General features: G+C 47.4%; 18 protein-coding genes and 1 riboswitch. Of the genes, 10 read left to right on the forward strand and 8 right to left on the reverse strand.

All coding sequences use genetic code 11. From position 1 onward, the window contains the following. Positions 1 to 101 precede the first annotated feature (101 nt). The 7 genes from MHH92_RS02290 to MHH92_RS02320 all read right to left on the reverse strand — a co-directional run bounded on the left by MHH92_RS02290 (position 102) and on the right by MHH92_RS02320 (position 5,911). Positions 102 to 908: a TatD family hydrolase gene (locus tag MHH92_RS02290; RefSeq protein WP_082218787.1), complete on the reverse strand. Its 807-nt coding sequence runs from the start codon at positions 906 to 908 to the stop codon at positions 102 to 104. 105 nt (positions 909 to 1,013) lie between these two features. Next, positions 1,014 to 1,922, reverse strand: a complete 909-nt coding sequence (locus tag MHH92_RS02295; RefSeq protein WP_340901696.1) for an ABC transporter ATP-binding protein — start codon at positions 1,920 to 1,922, stop codon at positions 1,014 to 1,016. Between the two features lie 38 nt (positions 1,923 to 1,960). Then, positions 1,961 to 2,719 (reverse strand): ABC transporter permease, encoded by a 759-nt coding sequence (locus MHH92_RS02300; protein WP_017690997.1) that lies wholly within the window; start codon positions 2,717 to 2,719, stop codon positions 1,961 to 1,963. After that, positions 2,719 to 3,009 carry a thiamine-binding protein gene (locus MHH92_RS02305; protein WP_017690996.1) on the reverse strand — a complete coding sequence of 97 codons (291 nt, stop codon included), beginning with the start codon at positions 3,007 to 3,009 and terminating at the stop codon, positions 2,719 to 2,721. Before MHH92_RS02305 ends, MHH92_RS02300 begins: the two co-directional genes overlap by 1 nt. A 224-nt stretch (positions 3,010 to 3,233) precedes the next feature. Continuing rightward, positions 3,234 to 4,274 carry an ABC transporter substrate-binding protein gene (locus tag MHH92_RS02310; RefSeq protein ID WP_340901702.1) on the reverse strand — a complete coding sequence of 347 codons (1,041 nt, stop codon included), beginning with the start codon at positions 4,272 to 4,274 and terminating at the stop codon, positions 3,234 to 3,236. Between the two features lie 221 nt (positions 4,275 to 4,495). After that, positions 4,496 to 4,608: riboswitch (TPP riboswitch) on the reverse strand. Positions 4,609 to 4,751: 143 nt separating this feature from the next. Next, positions 4,752 to 5,507, reverse strand: coding sequence for an NAD-dependent epimerase/dehydratase family protein (locus MHH92_RS02315; RefSeq protein ID WP_340901704.1), 756 nt, complete (start codon positions 5,505 to 5,507; stop codon positions 4,752 to 4,754). Positions 5,508 to 5,524: 17 nt separating this feature from the next. Beyond that, positions 5,525 to 5,911, reverse strand: a complete 387-nt coding sequence (locus MHH92_RS02320; RefSeq protein WP_076329743.1) for a VOC family protein — start codon at positions 5,909 to 5,911, stop codon at positions 5,525 to 5,527. A 183-nt stretch (positions 5,912 to 6,094) separates the two neighbouring features. On the opposite strand from MHH92_RS02320, the gene MHH92_RS02325 reads away from it, so the two are divergent. Then, positions 6,095 to 6,595, forward strand: a complete 501-nt coding sequence (locus MHH92_RS02325) for a hypothetical protein (RefSeq protein WP_340901705.1) — start codon at positions 6,095 to 6,097, stop codon at positions 6,593 to 6,595. 421 nt (positions 6,596 to 7,016) lie between these two features. Here MHH92_RS02325 and MHH92_RS02330 read toward each other — a convergent pair whose 3' ends face one another. Continuing rightward, complete coding sequence (locus MHH92_RS02330) at positions 7,017 to 8,252, reverse strand: MFS transporter (RefSeq protein WP_253505262.1); 1,236 nt, start codon at positions 8,250 to 8,252, stop codon at positions 7,017 to 7,019. A gap of 388 nt (positions 8,253 to 8,640) precedes the next feature. Between MHH92_RS02330 and serS the strand changes: the two genes are divergently transcribed. The 9 genes from serS to MHH92_RS02375 all read left to right on the forward strand — a co-directional run bounded on the left by serS (position 8,641) and on the right by MHH92_RS02375 (position 15,711). Next, on the forward strand, positions 8,641 to 9,939 hold the full coding sequence (gene serS / locus MHH92_RS02335; RefSeq protein ID WP_047840368.1) for a serine--tRNA ligase: 1,299 nt from the start codon (positions 8,641 to 8,643) through the stop codon (positions 9,937 to 9,939). Between the two features lie 273 nt (positions 9,940 to 10,212). Next, the gene (locus MHH92_RS02340; RefSeq protein ID WP_340901708.1) at positions 10,213 to 11,319 is read left to right on the forward strand and encodes an Ig-like domain-containing protein; all 1,107 of its coding nucleotides are present in this window, start codon (positions 10,213 to 10,215) and stop codon (positions 11,317 to 11,319) included. A 377-nt stretch (positions 11,320 to 11,696) separates the two neighbouring features. Beyond that, the gene (locus MHH92_RS02345) at positions 11,697 to 12,248 is read left to right on the forward strand and encodes a GrpB family protein (RefSeq protein ID WP_340901709.1); all 552 of its coding nucleotides are present in this window, start codon (positions 11,697 to 11,699) and stop codon (positions 12,246 to 12,248) included. A gap of 61 nt (positions 12,249 to 12,309) precedes the next feature. Further along, on the forward strand, positions 12,310 to 12,660 hold the full coding sequence (locus MHH92_RS02350; protein WP_340901711.1) for a ribosomal maturation YjgA family protein: 351 nt from the start codon (positions 12,310 to 12,312) through the stop codon (positions 12,658 to 12,660). A 28-nt stretch (positions 12,661 to 12,688) separates the two neighbouring features. Continuing rightward, positions 12,689 to 13,246: a GNAT family N-acetyltransferase gene (locus tag MHH92_RS02355; RefSeq protein WP_340901713.1), complete on the forward strand. Its 558-nt coding sequence runs from the start codon at positions 12,689 to 12,691 to the stop codon at positions 13,244 to 13,246. 51 nt (positions 13,247 to 13,297) lie between these two features. Then, positions 13,298 to 13,627, forward strand: a complete 330-nt coding sequence (locus MHH92_RS02360) for a DUF952 domain-containing protein (protein ID WP_101314894.1) — start codon at positions 13,298 to 13,300, stop codon at positions 13,625 to 13,627. Positions 13,628 to 13,696: 69 nt separating this feature from the next. Beyond that, positions 13,697 to 14,287 (forward strand): DUF1572 family protein, encoded by a 591-nt coding sequence (locus MHH92_RS02365; protein WP_340901714.1) that lies wholly within the window; start codon positions 13,697 to 13,699, stop codon positions 14,285 to 14,287. Further along, positions 14,284 to 14,874, forward strand: a complete 591-nt coding sequence (locus MHH92_RS02370) for a histidine phosphatase family protein (protein WP_340901716.1) — start codon at positions 14,284 to 14,286, stop codon at positions 14,872 to 14,874. The genes MHH92_RS02365 and MHH92_RS02370 overlap by 4 nt, the downstream gene beginning before the upstream one ends. 3 nt (positions 14,875 to 14,877) lie before the next feature. Further along, positions 14,878 to 15,711, forward strand: a complete 834-nt coding sequence (locus tag MHH92_RS02375) for a DUF2785 domain-containing protein (RefSeq protein ID WP_340901718.1) — start codon at positions 14,878 to 14,880, stop codon at positions 15,709 to 15,711. Positions 15,712 to 15,714: the final 3 nt, after the last annotated feature.

Consider the following 15,714-nt stretch of genomic DNA (forward strand, 5'->3'; position numbering starts at 1 on the left):
GATATAAGTAAATTAGAAGTCAGTCGGGTAGCGAAACCGACTGGCTTCTTTGTGCTGTATTGGCAGGGCAAGCGAGAGTGGTTGCTACTACCAGATTGTAATCAAGTTAAGCCATAGAAACGCTTTGTGTTCTGATAAAAAAGACGGGCGGCCCGCTCGGTTCCCATGCCAGTGATTTCACTCCATGCCTGGATGACCTGTCTGGTCATGGCAGGGTGTGTCATTCGTCCCTGAAACGGTCCTTCGAAGGGCCAAGGTCCGTCGGTCTCGGCCATCACTTGTTCTGAAGGATATTGCCGGGCGAGTTCACGAATCTCTTCTTCATACCGAATATCCGGCGTGAAAGAGATGAAATAACCGTTGTCCGCCATGCGCCTTACGGTTTGGCGAGATCCTTTGAACCAGTGGAAATGAGCACGTCGGAACTGATATTGCTCCAGCAGATCACAGACAATATCCGCATCATCGTATACCGCATGAAGGACAAGTGGTTTGTTATGCTTTTTGGCAAGTTGGATGAAACGTTCAAGCAGTTCAATGTACCCGCTCTGATCGAAGCGTTGCCCTGCCTGCTCCGCTTCCTGACGATTGTAATAGGGAAGGCCAACTTCTCCTATGGCTGTGGCTTGTCCCATATGCTTCTCGATCCATTGGAAGAAGAGGTCCATTTCTGCAATGGACGGCAGTTCCTGTTCCGGATGGAAACCGAAGGCCGGATAGATGTTACGTGGATGTTGTTTTGCAAGCTCCAGATTGGTCTTGGCAGAAGCGAGATTCATGGACACGGCAATGACTGCTTCGACCTGCTGAGACGGAAACGATAGCAGCATCTCGCGTTGTTTGTCAGGGGTATACTGATCGAAGTGAATATGAGCATCAATTAATGGTGCAAAAGCTTGAGAATGCACGAGGGAATTCCTCCTTGTGTTCAGTTATATTCTAACTATGTTACGCAGAATTTCTTATGGCGGATCACCCATTAAAGGAAAATAATAACTTAAAAACCCGCACTATCAAGATAGGCGGGCTTTCTGCTGTTCTTCTCTCATCCACTGTGCAATCTGCCGTTTACGCTCAAGGAATGCGGATTCCTCCGTAATTTCTTCTCGTCTTGGGCGATCAAAAGGAACATGTACCTCGTGCAACACCGTTGCAGGTCGGTTGGATAATACATAGACCCGATCCGCTAGCAGCAATGCTTCTTCGATATTATGGGTGATGAACAGCACCGAGCGGCGGTTCTGTTCCCAGATATCGAGCAGCCAGCGCTGCATGTCGCTACGTGTCAGTGCATCCAGCGCGCTGAAAGGTTCGTCCAGCAGCATTAATTCCTGCGGACTGAGTAGGGCTCGCAGAAATGCAGCACGCTGCTGCATTCCGCCCGACAGCATATGAGGATAGGCCTGCTCGAATCCGGCAAGACCCACGCTGCTTAACCACTTACGAGCTTCTGCAAGTGCTTCGGCCCGAGGGGGAGCGCTTGAAGCTACTTCACCAGCAAGCAGTACATTGTCTTCAATGGTACGCCAAGGGAAAAGAGCAGGCTGTTGTGGCATATAACTAATCTTGCCACGCTGTCCCGTTACATTCTGACCGTTCATAAGCACTTGGCCTTCCTGTGGCTTCAGCAGACCGCCGATAATATGGAACAGGGTGCTTTTGCCACAGCCGGATGGACCAACGATAGCAACAAACTCGCCTTGCTCCACAGTCAGAGACAGGCCGTTCAGAACCGGTAGCTTGCTGCGCCGTTCACGGAATGATGCATGAACATCAACGACGTCCAGTGCAGGTGGAACCGGAGCAGGAGTCGTATTGGCAGGTCGATCAGACGTAGCTGGATGGAGTTTTTCACCATGCTTTGGCTCCATCGCGTGTGCTCCTCGTCCATGATGGACTTGTTCGTCCTGTTGCCGATTCATATGGTCATCACTTCCTAATATACAGATTACTTGCTTTACTACCGCTTTTGTGGCCGCCAGCGCACGAGCAGCTTCTCCAGCAGGGCAATGAACAGGAAGAGCAGCAAGCTGAGCGCGACAATAATCATGATCGCCACGAATAGGCGGTCCGTACGATAAGCCGACTTTTGCAGCATCATATAATAACCAATACCCTTGTCTGCACCAATCCATTCGGCGATGATGGCGCCCATCACGCTATAGGTAGCGGCGATTTTGACACCGGAGAACACGGATGGCAGCGCATGGGGAAGCTCCAGCTTCCAGAAGATATGATGACGTTTCGCACCAGCCATGCGCATATAGTTCATCATCGCTGCATCTGTACGGGTCAAGCCGTCCATTGCCGCCACTGCAACGGGGAAGAAACAGACCAAGATGATCGTAATCAGCTTGGGCAACAGCCCGAATCCAAACCAGATTAACAGGAGCGGCGCGAGCGCGATAGTTGGGATATTTTGACTAAGAATAAGTAAAGGATACAGGGCTGACTTGAGAAAAGGGACTAAATGTAGCACCATCGCAATCAGTAATCCAACCGCTGTTCCAGCGGCGAATCCAATCAGCGTTAACTGAATGGTTGCGGAAGCGTGCATACCAAGCCGTTCGGCCTGGGTTGCCGCTTCGCGGGCGATGTCGGACGGTGCAGGCAGCATCCATTTCTCAATATGGAAGAGGGAGACGGCTCCCTGCCATATCGCTATAAAGAGAATAACCGCCACAATGGGCGGCCATACACTTTTGAAATAGGCAGGCATTAGCGATACTTCTCCGTCAGGGTATCCATGCTGAAGCCAGTAGGGCTATGGGCGATTTTGATCTGGGAGATGATGCTTGGGCTGCCAGCCTCCACAAGTACCTCGTGCATTTTACGTACAACTTCCAGCAGTTCCTCCAGTTCCCCCTCCATTGTGGTGTCGAGCGCGTTCACCTGATATTTCAGGCCGGATTGCTGAATAACTTCAATGGCGCGATCAACGTAAGGATAAGAGTTCTCGCCATTTGGCGTTTTGGGAATAACTTGAATGCTAAGTAGTGTGCTTGCCATGAGAGATCACGGCTCCTTTCGTGATAAATAAAATGAACTAATGACTGTTACACTTGCCACTTCGATGACAGAATAACCTTCCAATCGCTGTTATCCCCAGATTTTTTTGATTCCCTTTCTCTAAAGGGAAAATCCGGTGATAAAGGCGACCGCTTCGCTTTTTCACGTTATTTCTGTCCTCTCCGTCATCGTGTAAATATTAAGTTCGTTTTATATGAGAAATTTTATTGGGGTAAAAAATCGTTCGTATATGCCTTGCTCACATCGATCTGTTCATCCAGCAGTTTTTTGCTAAACATCCAGTCGGTGTAGTTCTGCCATACTTCCTGCTTTTGCTCACCCCAGCGCGGGGCGTCATCTGTGTACTTTGGACTAAGCCATTTCTGGCTTGCCAGTACGAGGTCTTTATCCAAGTCCGGTACGGCCTTGATCAGAATGTTCGCTGCGTCTTCGGGATGATCAATTGCGTATTGATATCCTTCTGAAGTGGCTTTCAGGAATGCTTTCACCAACTCAGGGTCGTTTTGGATCGTCTGCTCGTTTGTTACTAGTACAGGCGTGTAGTAATCCAGTGCATCTGAATAATCCTTCACATATAACATGTCGATCGGTTCTCCGCGCAGTTCGGCTTCAATACCTGTCCAGGCGTAGAAAATCCATGCGAAATCGATATCCCGTTTCACTGCGGTGAAAAAGTCGGCATCACCCATGTTAATGTTTTTCACTTTGGATACATCGGCTCCGTCGCCTTCCATAATGGATTGCATCACGGCTTCTTCGACTGGGGAACCCCAACCGCCATAGGTTTTACCTTCAAAATCTTTCGGTGACTTGATATTCCGATCCGCCGGAGCAGCGAAACCAGATGTATTATGCTGAATAACTGCTGCGATGGAGACCAATGGAACACCCTGTGTGCGGGCTTGAGTTACACTCTCCTGATAACTTACGCCAAAAGGCACTTCATTCGAGGCAACCATTGTATCTGCGCCACCGGCACCTGGTTGTACAATCTCAACGTTCAAGCCTTCGGCCTTATAAAAACCTTGATCTACAGCTGCATACAGGCCTGTATGATTCGTATTTGGTGTCCAGTCGAGCACCACTTTAATATCTTTCAGGGCGGCAGTGTCACCTTCGTTGCTGCTTTCCGTATTTGTGTTGCCGTTCTGCCCAGCTGGGGCAGCTTCTTTGCCACCACATGCGGCTACAGTCACCATAAGCACGCATAAGAGCAACAATCCCATCGTTTTACGCCATTTCATCTGTGGTTCTCTCCTTCGGTATGTCCGGCCGATTGGCACGGGGTACTCCTTGGCTTCATATCCAATCATCTTGCATAAATCGACAGATTTATACCAGTTGAGATCTGGATAACGTCACTTTTTTTAGCTCTCTGGCTATATAAAAGAACATTAAAAAAGCGTCCCGTATTCCGGGACGCGTGCAGGCGTTAGAGAGGTGGCGTTCAGCCATAGGGCTGTGCCATTTCGATATACTCCGATTCCTACGCTGGCATGATCCAGATCAGGTCTAAGGGTTAGTATCTTGGTGGGATACACTCTCAGCCGGCCAATTCCGACTCCCCTGGGAAACTATGAAGTTACGGGCATTACTAGGTGTAATTATAGGCCAGAGGGTAGGACCTGTCCAGTCATGAACTGGATAGGGACACGTATAAGTTATAAACAGGCCGTTATACATATGTATAACAGCCTGTTTGGATGTGTTATTTTCAATAATTATCGTGGGGAATCATATAAGGCAATCTGACTGAGTGCAAAAGCATCGGATTTTGGGTCATAACCTACCTGTTTCTGAGTGGTTTCCAGATTTAATCGTTTAAACCGATTATTCGAGATCCCATGCAGTATGGTGAAGGGTTCCAGATCGGTAGTTGTAATTGCTTTGAACATCAAATCACACAAGTCAGCCGGACTAATATACGCGCTCATATCCCTTGCCTCCAGCACGGGTCCGTTCGGTTGAAAATCATCATATGCACCTATACGTATTGCTACACTTTGTAAACCTTCGGTATACGCAAAATAGGAAGCGAGCGATTCTCCAAAACATTTGCTAACCCCGTACAAATTCCGTGGGCGTGTCGGCATGTCCGGATAGACCTGAGCATCAATGGGATACCCCTCGATCGTCTGTGCACTGCTTGCCAGAATGACTCTTCGTACACCTTGGTCCTTGGCTGCACGGAATACATTAAATGTGCCTTTGATATTGATGTCCAACAACGATTCATAAAATCCGGCATGCGGGGAAGGATCTCCCGCCAGATGTACAACCACATCCATGCCTTCGCAAGCATGCTGACAGGCTTCGGGGTCTGTCACATCCAGTGTCATGATCTCATGGCCTGTCCCTTGATACGTATGCAGTCTGTCGATATTCAAATCCGTTAGTCGCAGGTGAAATGTCTCTGACAAGTGTTGGGACAAGTCACGTCCAATTTTTCCGGCTGCGCCGGTAATTAAAATGTTCATGAAATCAGCTCCAATTCTTAGCGCTGGAAGAACTCAATCCATTCCTTTTCAGGTCCATAGATGAAGAAATAGCGGTAACCGTTAGGCAATGTAATAATCTCTCCGTCGATAAATTCGGCTTCGGTGGCTTGGATGCGTTTGTACTCAGAATCAAGATCATCCACGTGGATCGCAAAATGGTGCACCGTACCTTCAGAAGGCAGCTTGTCGCTGTATCCTTGAATTAACTCAATCTCAGTCTCATTACTTCCATTGAAGCCAAGGAAGGCGAGCTGAATGATACCGTTGGTATGGGTCACCCGGTCTTTCAATTCAAGACCAACGATCTCCGTGTAGAAACGCAGCGTGGTCTCCAGATCACGAACGGCAATGCCGACGTGGTCAATGCGTTTTTGAAAACTCACAATCAAAAACCTCCTTATATATTGAAATTTGCTACCATTTTAAGGGATATCATAGAGCTGTACTACATGGTTGTCAAATCCAATTTTAAATTGGAAAAACCATAACTGTTCACAGAATGTTCACTTATGTGGAGGGTTTCCTCATCTCTATAATTACGAAGGTAAACAGAGAGGATGAGAGAATTGCCAACAAGCAAGAGGGAACAAATTATTTTCGGATTAATGATGTGTACAGGAATGGTCTTGGTCATGATGTTTTTCAATCTATGGCACAGTGGGTTACTCGGCAAGATGTCCCCGATTGAGATACTGCTTCAATTCATATTATGTTTTGTCATCGCGTTTCTGGTGGAGTCTTTCATTGTTGGCCCCGTGGCGAGAAAGATTGCAATCTCCTTGCCCTTTGACAAGTCCAACAAGATTTTGGGTGTGCTTGCTATGTCATTTTTTATGGTGATTGGCATGGTTCTGATCATGTCCTTGTATGGGATGGTTTCAGCATATCTTGCGAATCAGTTAAGTGGGGCGTCCTTACTCCGTATGTACCTTCATACAATCGCTCGTAACTTCATCCTGGCGCTTCCATATCAGTTGATTATTTTGGGACCACTCGTCCGATATGTATTCGGTAAATTCATCAAGGATAACGGGCCCGTATTGCCTGTCGTTAATAAAAGTGTGTGATTCGGCTGGCCCAGAGTATTTCCTGGGCAATCTTATGCAAATGAATAAATATTATTCTCACCTTTAATGAAAGGTGATGAGAGAGGCAAAGATAGGGCACTGCCGCCATATTACAGCGCTAACGAATCGAGGACACCTTATTAGGCCAGTTTCTAAGGGAATGAAAACCTAACGAATCTCAGCGGTGTTATTATGCAAAAAACCTCCAACGAGACATTTAATTGAAGCTAATTATCTATAATAACGTCTCTAGGATTCGTTAGATTTCAAACATGCGGAAATGGAGGGGGATAGCGTGTGCTAGGTTCGTTAGAACAGAGTAACGCTACAAAAAAATGCCCACTGTCAGGTCATGACAGTAGACATTTCAATATCTTTAATAGGTATTTCTAATTCTCAGGACTAGACCAACACAGAACTGTTAAGTCGCAGAATTCACTATATGTTTGTTCTGCCATTGATACGTGATTACGCTAATGACAAACAGGCCAACTGCAAAGATCGCAAGCATCCATGCAGACTGATTAACCGCCAGATGATCAAGACTCCATCCCGTAGTCAAAGGCAGAATGGCACCGCCAACCCCACCTGAGGCAATCAAAATGCTGGGTGTGGATTCTTCTGTTCCGGGCAGCAGTTTACTGGCAAAGACAAGGGCAATTGAGAATATCCCTGACATCGCAAGTCCAAGCAGTAAGATGATGAGAAATGCAGACCAGATTTGGTTTGTAAATGGAAATATCATTAACAAGAGAACAGATGCAAGACAACTGTACAGGACATATACGCGGTATTGGAATTCCTCTGCGATATACCCGGCGAAGAGCCGTCCCACGGACATGGCAATCCAGAAACAGGTGACACTAAGGGCTGCTCCGGCTTCCTTCATGTTCATTTTCTCAATCAGAATCGCTGGCATGAAGTTCGCAAGACTCATCTCTGTGCCAACATAGAGGAAGAAGAACAGAACGAATAATACCAGAAGAGTCCTGTTACGGCCACGATAGGTTGGACTTGATGTACTTGCAGATGCGGGATGCATCTCACCCGATGTCCCAGCAGAGTGCGTATTTACGGAAGCATGATTTGAACTCTGTCGCTCCAGAAACTTATCGAGTTCACCGAATGATCCTTTCGCCCAGAAAACAAAGGTCAGCGCTGCGCAGATCGCAACAACGAGAAAGGAGAGGCGCCAGTATCCGGCAGCAATCAGACCGCTGGCAATGAGCGGCATGACCATCGCCCCAATCCCGAATAACACTTCCAGTCGACTCATGGCAACGGCTGTATTGTCTTTGATTGCAGCGATGATAATGGTGCCAATAACAGCTTCAACCATTCCGAATCCAAAGCCGGCAGCGGGTGCAATGACGAACATCCAGCCCCATGGTGGCAGCAGCATGTAGGATAATTCTGCAATACAGAGCAACGCTGTGGCGATTAACAGGCCTCCCCGTTTACCAAAGCGTCTGTTCAGCCATGGAGATAACAATACACCACCCAGGAATCCGGCAAATTGAGCAAAGATCAGCGTTCCGCCTTGGCTATAATCTTTGCCGTAATGTTCAAGTGCAACCGGTAGAATGGAACCGAGCACAACGTGGGCAAGTCCAATCAGGAAATAGGACAGACATCCGATCCAAAGTAATTTTTTCATAAAGAACTCCTTCTACTTATATACATAAATTGAGGATCACAATAAAGCGCAATCTTGAAGACAAAGTCTATCATAACAGGACATGTTAAGTTGTGCCATGAATTCCTGATCGATACAGAAGGTTTGCAATTTGGTCCGGCGTTCGTATATACTGAGACCAACAATTACAGATCGGACCATGCCGTTGAAGAGCATCCAACTCGGAGGCGTTTTCGCCAGGGGAGCGATATTTCCCCAAGTTAACCGGAACCGCCCGTTATCGCGGACCAAGAGGCTGGAAGCAGGATATCCTGATTCAGCAAGTTGGGTGGCACCGCGAGCAGAGCGCTCCTCGTCCCAAGGGATGAGGGCGCTCTTTGTATTTTTACAGCCAAAGGAGACGGTGACCATGTTAGAAATGAAGTGGATTCGTGCACATGCTGAAGAGGTTCAGGCCGCAGCAGACGGAAAAAAAATCAAGATCAACATTCGCACATTGTTAGAGCGGGATGAGGAACGCAGGGCACTTTTGCAGGAATCGGAAGAAGGTCGCAGGTTGCGCAATACGTTATCCGCGGACATTGGCAGACTCATGCAAGCCGGGAATCGGGAACAGGCCGAGGGTTTGCGGGCTCAGGTGAAACAGATCAATGAACAGTTGGAACAGGTGGAAGCGAGGCTCGCCCCTGTGCAGGAGGAAGTAACCAAGCTGCAATGGCTGGTACCCAATATCGTATCCCCGGATACCCCCAATGGCTCGTCGGATGCGGATAATGTAGAGCTGCGACGTGTGGGAGAGGTGCCAACGTTCGAGTATAATACCAAAGATCACGTAGAACTTGGGGAGTTGCATGATCTGATCGATATTCCCCGTGGAGTTAAGATTGGTGGTACGCGAAGCTATGTATTAAAAGGCGCTGGCCTGTTATTACATCGGGCAGTACAGCAACTTGCGCTTGATCTGCTGCTGAAGCACGGCTTCACACCGATGGAGGTACCGCTGATGGTCAGGGAGGACGCACTGGTGAACACCGGATTCTTCCCAACAGGTCGAGATCAGGTCTATGAACTTGAAGGGGAGAACAAGTGGCTGGTGGGAACTTCTGAAGTGCCGCTGGTCTCGTATTATGCGGATGAGATTGTTGATGTTCAAGAGCCTGTGAAGTTGGCCGCGGTATCGACGTGTTTCCGCAGTGAGGTTGGCTCCGGCGGACGGGATGTGCGCGGATTGTATCGTGTGCACCAATTTGCCAAAGTTGAGCAGGTCATTCTCTGTGCCCCTGATGCAGAAGAATCGGAGCGCATGTTGCAAGAGATTACGGGACACGCCGAAGAATTGCTGCAATTACTGGAACTGCCGTATCGTGTTGTCGCTGTATGTACCGGAGATATGTCGCAGAAAACGTATAAACAGTATGACATCGAGACCTGGATGCCAAGCCGCGTTGCATATGGAGAAACGCATTCGTCGTCGAATCTGCATGATTTTCAGGCGCGCCGTTCGAATATTCGTTGCCTGGATGCCGAAGGCAAGTTGGCCTATTGTCACACGCTCAATAATACGGCGGTGGCATCGCCGCGTATCCTGATTCCGTTGCTTGAGAATCATCAGCAGGAGGATGGAAGCATTCGCATTCCGGTAGCCCTGCGGCCCTATATGGGCGGGGCCGAGAGCTTGATTTTGCCAGAGCAGGACGAAGTGAAGTAGAGAGGTTAGGTAACGCTTTAGTAATTCAAAAAGGGGATGTTCCAAACGGCATGTTGCATGTGACGATGGGCATCCCCTTTTAAACTGAAATAGTATTTACATAAACCAAGCTCCTACTATGTCGGGCTAAATTCAAAAGTTTTTATAACGATTACACGCTGATCTCATGAATTGTTCCAAGACTCTCACTTATGTTATTCAACTTTATGCAATTCGTATCCGATATAATATAATAGAAGTAAAATATTGGATTATGGGAGTTGGAAATTAAAAATGAATAGAATCAAACTGGCGCTTCGAGGCACACTTGCTCTAATGATTGCATTGACCGTACTGGTCCCTTCGTTGGCTTTGGCGGCTACCGGTGACGTGACATCGATTGAAATTACCAATAGCAGCCCGCAGAAGATGAGCGTTTCCGAGACAGCTAAGCTTCAGGTGATGGCAACCGTAGAAGGTTTTGATAACAAACAGGATGTTACCGAAGGTGTCACATGGTCCACCAGCAATGCAACAGTTGCGACAATGGTGAAAGGTAAAGTCAAGGCCGTGGCCGCGGGCGAAGCAACCATTTTTGCACAGGTAGACGGGGCTAAAGCTCAGTTGGTTGTCCAAGTTCAGGAGAAGATCAAAAGCATCAAAGCTTCACCGAAATCCTACAGTTTTGTTAAAGGCAGTGAAAGCACCCTTCCGAAAGTAAGCATTACCCGTGCGAATGGTAAGGAAGAGGATGTGACGTCTGAGATTGTGTGGTCCGTATCCACTTCTTCGGCTGTGCTGGAAAACGGTAAAATCAAAGGCGTTACACCTGGCAGAGTATTGCTGCAAGGCAAATATGGAACAACGATTGTGAAAGTCCCCGTTGCTGTGACGGATGAGATTACCAAAGTTGAAGTCACTCCTGCCACAATGCAGCTGAACATCAAGAAGTCCAAGGCGTTGAAGGTCATCGGGACCTACGCAAATGGCAAAACGATCAACCTTTCAAAACAAATCGTATGGACCTCTTCCAACACAAATGTAGCTATCGTGAAAAATGGAGCCGTCAAGACGCTGACAGAAGGACAAGCCACCTTGACAGGAACTTATCAAAATCAGACAATAAAGGCAGAGGTTACCGTTGTACCTTTGCTCAAAAAGCTGATTACAGGCCAGAAAAAACTGGTTTTGTCCCCACAGGGAAGCACAACACTGAGTGTGATGGCCCAGTATGATACGGGTAAAACCACTGTTGTGACGAACAGCGCGGTGTGGAGCAGCACAAAGCCGGGCGTAGCGACAGTGACAAATGGCAAGATCGTGGCTGTAGGCAAAGGTAAAACGTCCATAACGGCCAAGTGGGGCAACAAAAAAGTGACGATCCCCGTTACGGTAAAATAAATCTTCATATAATGAAGCATCTTGCATGATCCGAAAATTAGTTTCAGTACATGACATCGTTAAAATCATCAATGTAACAGACAACTAGGGGCGTAGACATACGCTCCTTTTTTGGATATATAGAAATATGTATCTGAAATGCCTTCTGTTTTCAACAACTATATAAGGGGATTGGATGGGATGAATATGAAAGCTTCGATTATAAGCTCAGACTCTAACTCTAGTGATCTGGCTTACCTGAAATATCTTCTTTTATCCCTAAGTTCCACACTTACATTTCAACGGAGTACTACGATTAAGCGCATGAAGCAACGCACCTATCAAAAATACAGAGAAGGTTACCATTTAAAATGTCATGGTGAAGAGGAGATACCTGAATGAAAGATCCAATGCAACCGGAAAATTGGCCTGCCTGGGCGACAGAGTCGGTAGAGATTGCTCCGGCCAACCCCAATTGGGTTGCGCAGGCTCAGGATGAAATCCGGCAACTCAAACGTCTTCTAGAGCAATTTAATATCCAGCAATTCGAACATATCGGAAGTACATCCATTCCAGGGTTACCCGCCAAGCCCATTATTGATCTGATGGCAGAGGTACAGTCATGGGATGACATGGATCTGATTGCGGATCAGCTGAATCCGTTGGGCTGGAACTACGTTCCGCCTGAACTGGATGGACGGGAGTACAGACGATTCTGGGTCAGGGTTAAGGATGGCAAGAGAGCTGTACACCTTCATCTGATGCGCCCGGGAGAAGAACGCTGGGATCGTCAAATTCGGTTTCGGGATGTGCTGAGAAAACGCCCAGATCTGGTGGAAGCTTACGCCGTCCTGAAGACAAAGCTTGCTGATGAGAACAAGGAAGATAGGGAATCGTATACCGCTGCCAAAACGCAATTTATTTTACAAGTGCTTGATGAAGGCGTGTGATTGATTTAAAAGCGTACTTATCAGAGACAGGCTGATCTATTTCTTCGCAGTCATGATGACCATGGCGGCAGGACTCGCATCCAGATACTTTGGTGAACGATTGCCGGGTTGGGTGCATGAACATTTCGGGGATGCATGTTGGGCGGGCATGATTTATTTCGGAGTACGCATGGTGTGGCCTCATCGCAGCTTGGTATGGGCGATGTGTTTGAGCTGTGTATTCAGCTGGATGATTGAGTTCTCACAGTTGATCCAGACGCCTTGGCTGATTGAGATACGCTCTACCGTATTAGGTGCTCTTATACTGGGACATGGGTTTCTGGTGATCGATCTGATTCGATATACGGTCGGTATTCTGTGCATGGTTATGATAGATCGTTATTTCCTGAGAAATAAGATAGCTGGATCATGAACTCAAGTGAATCATGGAGGTGTGTTGTATGAATGTAGAAAAACTTTTTGCCGAATCGCCCGAATTCGAAACACAGCGGTTAAAGCTGAGGCGGCTTGCGATGGATGATCTTGATGAATATTATGCGTTTGCCTCTGATCCGCGAGTGAGTCAGCAAAGCTTGTGGAACTACCATGAGACGGTGGAGGATTCAATTCAATATATTCAGCGGGTGCTGGATAATTATGAACGGAAAACGGTACATATCTGGGCTTTTGTTTTAAAGGAAACAGGGACCTTGATCGGGAGGGGTGGCATTTTTCATCTCAACGAACCCATGCAGAGTGCTGAACTAGGTTACGCGATAGCCAGCAGTCAATGGGGTAAGGGTCTCGCAGCAGAAGCGATGCAACCCATCGTGGATTATTGCTTTCAGGAATTGGACTGCAATCGGTTGGATGGGAAATGTAATGCAGGCAACATAGGCTCTGCACGTGTAATGGAGAAGCTGGGCATGTCGTACGAAGGTTTGTTACGCAAACAGTTGAAGATCAAAGGTGTATTTACGGATCAAAAATTGTACTCCCGTATCCGGGATGATCTATAATACTTCCAATGACACATAGGGTACATCGCAGAAATTGAAGGAGGCAGAACCATGATCTATAGTATTATTTCCCGTTCGTTGTGGGAGCAAGTGTCAAAGGGGACTGAGTATGCACCAGATAGCCTGGAGACAGACGGATTCATTCATTGTTCCACGAAGGAACAGATCCCATGGGTAGCCGGGCAATATTATGCAGGCCGCACGGATCTATTATTACTTAGTATTGATGAGAAGGCGTTAGAGCCAGAACTGGTATATGAGGATCTCTACGAATTAAATGAACTATATCCACATATCTATGGAGAGCTCAATCTGGATGCGGTTCGCAAAGTCATTCCATTTGAACCGAATGCAGACGGTACATTCTCATTTCCTGAATAAAATAACACGTGACGCTTCTGTTTGAACATGATCTGGGGACAACATACTTTTCCGAAGGGTGGTTAACGGATGGATATGAATCAGGTTTTTTTGGAGACAGCGGAGAAGCAATTCTTGTATTACAAGCAGCTCGGGGAAAAAGCCATGGCGCAACTGGAGTCCGAGCAATTGTTTCAATCTTGGAATGAAGACGCGAACAGCATTGCGGTAATCGTAAAACATCTATGGGGCAATATGCTGTCCCGTTGGACGGATGTACTGACAACAGATGGTGAGAAACCGTGGCGTGAACGGGACGCCGAATTCGTGAATGATATTTCTTCCCGGGAAGAGTTGCTCTCCAAATGGGAAGAAGGCTGGAATTGTCTACTCGAAGCCATTCGTTCGTTTACCCCGGAACAATTGTCTCATATCATATATATTCGGAATGAAGGTCATACCGTGATGGAGGCCATTATTCGGCAATTAGCACATTATCCGTATCATGTCGGGCAGATTGTATTTGCCGCGAAAATGCTTAAAGAAACAGCTTGGGACAGTCTCTCCATTCCGAGAAACGGGTCAGATCAATATAATGGCGGCAAATTTGCCAAGCCGAAGGCACGCAAACATTTTACAGAAGATGAACTTCATATAGAAAAAGGTGAGGAACAACAATGACTCAAATTGCATTGATTCGCCATGGAAGCACAGCGTGGAATAAGGAAAAACGTTCCCAGGGGCAGACGGATAATCCGCTGGATCAGGATGGCAGGGAACAGGCAGTATTACTTGCTGCGAGACTGGCCGAGGAATCCTGGGATGCCATCTATTCAAGTGACTTGGAACGTGCAAGTGAGACAGCTCGCATCATTGGTGATCGCTTGGGCATTCAAGAGATTCATCTGGACCCTAGACTTCGCGAGATGGGTGGAGGACAGGTCGAAGGAACAACGGAAGAGGAACGGTTAGCCAAGTGGGGAGCGGATTGGAGTACTCTGGATCTGGGACGGGAGCTTGCGGATGCAGGGACTGTTCGAGGCAGTGCGGTGCTTGAGGATATTGTACAGCAGCACCCCGATGGAAAAGTGATCGTTGTCAGTCACGGAGCCGTTCTGCGGAATACACTGCGAGGTCTGGTGCCTGAACTGGATATCAGCGTGAAGCTGTCCAACACATCCATTACCCGGATCGCCAAGAATGAGAATGCGTGGCAATGCGAACTGTACAATTGCAGCGTGCATTTGGATTCGTCCAGGGAGTCTTAATAGATGGATGCTTGGACTTTAAAACAAAAATTACAGCATATTCAGTCGTCTAATCATTTCATTGATTACGAGGAACAGCCTTACGAATTGGCACTGCATATGATGAAGCATATTGGTAGTACTGACCCTGTCCTGCGGGATGAATTGATCTATGTTACGTTTGCAACCTGGATTGGACAGGGTGTATTTTCGGAAGATCAGCTAAGGAATATGTTGCAGTTGGCGCTGGACGATCAGCACCTGTTCTATGGGATCGGAGAGCAGGGAACGGATAGTGTGTTTACGCGGACGTTCTCCGTATTGTTACTGCCTCCCATTCTGAATGTGGATCGTCAGCGACCTTTCCTGGACAAAGAGGATATCGCAGGGATTCATCATCGGTTGACTACATATCTGGAACTTGAAAAAGATGTTCGCGGCTACGCCGATAACAAGGGCTGGGCGCATGCCCCTGCACACGCGGCGGATGCGGTTGAAGATCTGGCACAGTCGCCATATCTGGAGCGAACGGATCTGCTGGAACTTCTGCATGCACTCGCTGTAAAAATAACGGAATCAAGTGTGGTTTACATCCATGATGAAGATCAGCGAATAGCACATGCTGTGATTACCATTCTGCGTCGCAATCTGCTGGAGCAAAAGGATATTACGCTGTGGATCGATTCCCTTCATCAAGGAGATCAGGCGGTGAACAGATCACTTCTGGAAATCAGTCATAGGAACCTGAATGTGCGTCTGTTTTTGCAGACACTGTATCTTGTGATACGTACAGAAGAAGATGAGCCGTTTCCGGCGGTTTGTTCATTGGTATTGCAGGCATTGGAGAGAGATAAATAACGA

This window comes from Paenibacillus sp. FSL M7-1414 (assembly GCF_038003195.1).
In the GTDB taxonomy this organism is placed as follows: domain Bacteria; phylum Bacillota; class Bacilli; order Paenibacillales; family Paenibacillaceae; genus Paenibacillus; species Paenibacillus amylolyticus.

Bases quoted from the DNA above. Each gene is read 5' to 3' on its own strand.
- MHH92_RS02295 (WP_340901696.1), bottom strand. From the start codon at position 1,922: ATGAATCGGCAACAGGACGAACAAGTCCATCATGGACGAGGAGCACAC.
- MHH92_RS02300 (WP_017690997.1), bottom strand. From the start codon at position 2,719: ATGCCTGCCTATTTCAAAAGTGTATGGCCGCCCATTGTGGCGGTTATT.
- MHH92_RS02305 (WP_017690996.1), bottom strand. From the start codon at position 3,009: ATGGCAAGCACACTACTTAGCATTCAAGTTATTCCCAAAACGCCAAAT.
- MHH92_RS02310 (WP_340901702.1), bottom strand. From the start codon at position 4,274: ATGAAATGGCGTAAAACGATGGGATTGTTGCTCTTATGCGTGCTTATG.
- MHH92_RS02315 (WP_340901704.1), bottom strand. From the start codon at position 5,507: ATGAACATTTTAATTACCGGCGCAGCCGGAAAAATTGGACGTGACTTG.
- MHH92_RS02330 (WP_253505262.1), bottom strand. From the start codon at position 8,252: ATGAAAAAATTACTTTGGATCGGATGTCTGTCCTATTTCCTGATTGGA.
- serS (WP_047840368.1), top strand. From the start codon at position 8,641: ATGTTAGAAATGAAGTGGATTCGTGCACATGCTGAAGAGGTTCAGGCC.
- MHH92_RS02340 (WP_340901708.1), top strand. From the start codon at position 10,213: ATGAATAGAATCAAACTGGCGCTTCGAGGCACACTTGCTCTAATGATT.
- MHH92_RS02345 (WP_340901709.1), top strand. From the start codon at position 11,697: ATGAAAGATCCAATGCAACCGGAAAATTGGCCTGCCTGGGCGACAGAG.
- MHH92_RS02350 (WP_340901711.1), top strand. From the start codon at position 12,310: ATGGCGGCAGGACTCGCATCCAGATACTTTGGTGAACGATTGCCGGGT.
- MHH92_RS02355 (WP_340901713.1), top strand. From the start codon at position 12,689: ATGAATGTAGAAAAACTTTTTGCCGAATCGCCCGAATTCGAAACACAG.
- MHH92_RS02360 (WP_101314894.1), top strand. From the start codon at position 13,298: ATGATCTATAGTATTATTTCCCGTTCGTTGTGGGAGCAAGTGTCAAAG.
- MHH92_RS02365 (WP_340901714.1), top strand. From the start codon at position 13,697: ATGGATATGAATCAGGTTTTTTTGGAGACAGCGGAGAAGCAATTCTTG.
- MHH92_RS02370 (WP_340901716.1), top strand. From the start codon at position 14,284: ATGACTCAAATTGCATTGATTCGCCATGGAAGCACAGCGTGGAATAAG.
- MHH92_RS02375 (WP_340901718.1), top strand. From the start codon at position 14,878: ATGGATGCTTGGACTTTAAAACAAAAATTACAGCATATTCAGTCGTCT.